The sequence below is a fragment of the Sporichthya brevicatena genome (assembly GCF_039525035.1).
Classification (GTDB): domain Bacteria; phylum Actinomycetota; class Actinomycetes; order Sporichthyales; family Sporichthyaceae; genus Sporichthya; species Sporichthya brevicatena.
The window spans coordinates 1-2,520 of record NZ_BAAAHE010000014.1 but is presented as its reverse complement, the minus strand read 5'-3'; the positions used below and the strand labels follow the sequence as shown (position 1 = coordinate 2,520).

General features: G+C 68.0%; 3 protein-coding genes. All 3 read right to left on the bottom strand.

The annotated features are described in order from the left end of the window. Positions 1 to 10: 10 nt before the first annotated feature. The 3 genes from ABD401_RS08965 to ABD401_RS08955 are packed head-to-tail and all read right to left on the bottom strand — an operon-like array spanning position 11 to position 2,388. A complete protein-coding gene (locus ABD401_RS08965) occupies positions 11 to 1,018 on the bottom strand; it encodes a hypothetical protein (protein ID WP_344603779.1) in 1,008 nt (335 codons plus the stop codon). A gap of 24 nt (positions 1,019 to 1,042) precedes the next feature. Beyond that, complete coding sequence (locus ABD401_RS08960; RefSeq protein WP_344603777.1) at positions 1,043 to 1,237, bottom strand: hypothetical protein; 195 nt, start codon at positions 1,235 to 1,237, stop codon at positions 1,043 to 1,045. Continuing rightward, entirely contained in the window at positions 1,234 to 2,388 is a 1,155-nt protein-coding gene (locus ABD401_RS08955) for an amidohydrolase family protein (RefSeq protein ID WP_344603775.1), read from the bottom strand. The genes ABD401_RS08960 and ABD401_RS08955 overlap by 4 nt, the downstream gene beginning before the upstream one ends. Positions 2,389 to 2,520: the final 132 nt, after the last annotated feature.

The following is a 2,520-nucleotide window of genomic DNA, read 5'->3' as shown; positions in this document are numbered from 1 at the left end:
CCGCAGAGGGTCAGCCGTCGGCCATCGCCTCGTCGAACGAGCGGATCTTGTCCTCGCGGATGCGGTCGCCGAAGGTCTCGAGCCAGCTGAAGCCCAGCCGGAGCTCGCGGTCGTCGCCGACGCGCTTGGTGTGGCCGGCCTGGGCGCGGTAGCCGCCCCAGCGAGCCTTGGTGAAGCCGGAGAGCGGGGCCTCGAGCTCGAACACCCAGCGCTTGCCGTCGCTCGCCCGCCAGGTCTGGCGGGTGCAGTAGTCGTCGTCGCCGAGGTCGAGGCCGGCGGTCACGCTGCTGTCGCACGAGACCGGACCATCGGCGCTGCCGACGCCGGTGAAGTTGAACCCGTGCCGCCCGAGGCACAGGTGGCCCCACTCGATGCTGCCGTCGGAGTACTCGTTCGCGAAGGCCTGCCAGCCGAGCTGGAGGTCCTTGAAGACGCGGTACTCCTTCCAGTCGTGGCCCGGGGCCCAGTAGGCGTGGTCGAGGAAGACGAAGCCCTCGACCTCGTCGCCCTTGACGGTGCCCTTCACCTTGTAGAGCTCACTGATGTACAGCAGCGGCTCGGCGACGTCGGGCGCGTAGATCTGGATGCCGGGGCCGACGAGCTTGCCGTCGAGGGCGAGGACGTCGTCGCCCTCGGTCCAGGTGAACTCACCGGCGCGGAGGGCGAACTTGTACGACAGGCCGCCCTTGCCGATCTTCTCCATCATCTGGCCCTGGAGGACGTACTCGTCGTCGCCGTAGGACCGCTTCACCTCACCGCGCACGGTCTCGGCGGAGACGTCGTCGATCTCGACAGACCCGTGGAGGGCCTTCATCAGCCACAGGCCGGCCGTCATCGGGCCGATGAACTTGCGCTCGAAGACGTGCAGGGTGCCGTCGGCCTCGCGCCAGCCGCCATAGAGGTAGACGACCTGCTCGGTCAACCCGAACGGGGTGTTCGACGGAAGGTGGATCTTCAGGTCGGGGTCGTAGGGGGCGGTGATCGCCTTGAAGTTGAGCGACCCGATGCCTTGAGCCATGCCGGTACCTTCCGTGACGGGTTATCAGATCGGTTTGTTACGAGCGGCGGCGATGCGCTCCGCCGCCTCGGTCAGTTCTCTCTCACGCTGGTCGTCGCCTCGTTCGCGCGCCAGCCGGATCTCCTCCGCGAGCCGCTCCGACGCCTCGGCGATCGTGAGCAGGTCCTCGTCGTCCCAGTCGGACGCACCGAGGCTCTTCTCGGACGGGGAGTCGGTCACGCGGCGGCTCGCGGGAAGCGGAACAGCTCGCGGGCGTTGGTCTCCACGATCCGTCGGACGTCCTCGTCGGGGACGTCGGCGAAGACCTCTTCCGCGACCTTGCGGCTGTTCGGCCAGTTCGAGTCCGAGTGCGGGTAGTCGCACTCCCAGAGCATGTTGCTCACGCCCACGGACTCGCGCACCGCGAGACCGTGCTTGTCCTCGATGAAGCAGGCGTACACGTTGCGGCGGAACAACTCCGAGGGCCGGACCTCCTGGTTCACGTTCTGGTAGAAGCGGTGACGCTCCCACACGTAGTCCGCACGCTCGAGGATGTAGGGGATCCACCCGATCCCGCCCTCGGAGAGCGCAACCTTCAGGTCCGGGTGCTTGTGGAACACGGGAGAGAACAACAGGTCCACGACGGCGGACATCGAGTTCGTCCCGAACAACGTGATGCTCACCGCGAGCGGGCCGTCCGGCGAGGGCCGCGGGGACTGCCCGGAGGTGCCGAAGTGCAGCGAGAGCGGCAACCGGCGCTCCGCCGCCACCCGCCACACCGGGTCCCAGTGCGGGTCGTGCAGCGACGGCAGACCGAGGGGGAACGTGTTCTCCGGGAACGAGATCGTCCGCGTCCCCTTCTCCGCCGTCCGGTGGATCTCCGCGACGCAGGCGTCGACGTCCCACAACGGCAGGATCGACAGCGGGATGTAGCGGTGCGGGTCGGCCGCGCACCACTCGTCGATCAGGAAGTCGTTGTAGGCCTGCACGCACGCGAGGGCGACCTCACGGTCCTCACCCTCCAGGAAAACCGTCCCCGCGAACCGCGGGAAGGAGGGGAAGCACAACGCGGCCTGGACCCCGTCCAGATCCATGTCCGCGAGCCGCTGCTTCGGGTCGTAGCACCCCGGCAGCATCTCGTCGAAGCGCGCCGGGTCGATGTTCCACTCGGACGGGTCCTTGCCCGCCACCGCGTTCAACCCGATCTGCGGGTACCGGCGGCCCTGGTACTCCCACACCTGGCTCGGCGGGCCGCCGGACTCTCGCGGCACCTCGACGATGTGCGGCGCCAGCTCCGCCCACTTCGCCGGCAGCCGGTCCGCCCAGACCCGCGGATGCTCGATCAGGTGATCGTCCACGGAGATCAGGTGCATGTCCGGCTGGAGTGGCATGACGGTCCGAGCTCCCGACTGAAGGGAAAATGATTGCTGGTTGGAGCGTAACCCGCCGGACGCGATCCGCCTAGGGCGTGTTGATCAAGTGATCTGAGGGGAAGTTCGGCCAGGCTCGGGGTCATGGTCAGG

What these genes read in the sequence shown, in the direction of transcription:
- ABD401_RS08965 (WP_344603779.1), bottom strand. Translation starts at nt 1,018, where the DNA reads ATGGCTCAAGGCATCGGGTCGCTCAACTTCAAGGCGATCACCGCCCCC.
- ABD401_RS08955 (WP_344603775.1), bottom strand. Translation starts at nt 2,388, where the DNA reads ATGCCACTCCAGCCGGACATGCACCTGATCTCCGTGGACGATCACCTG.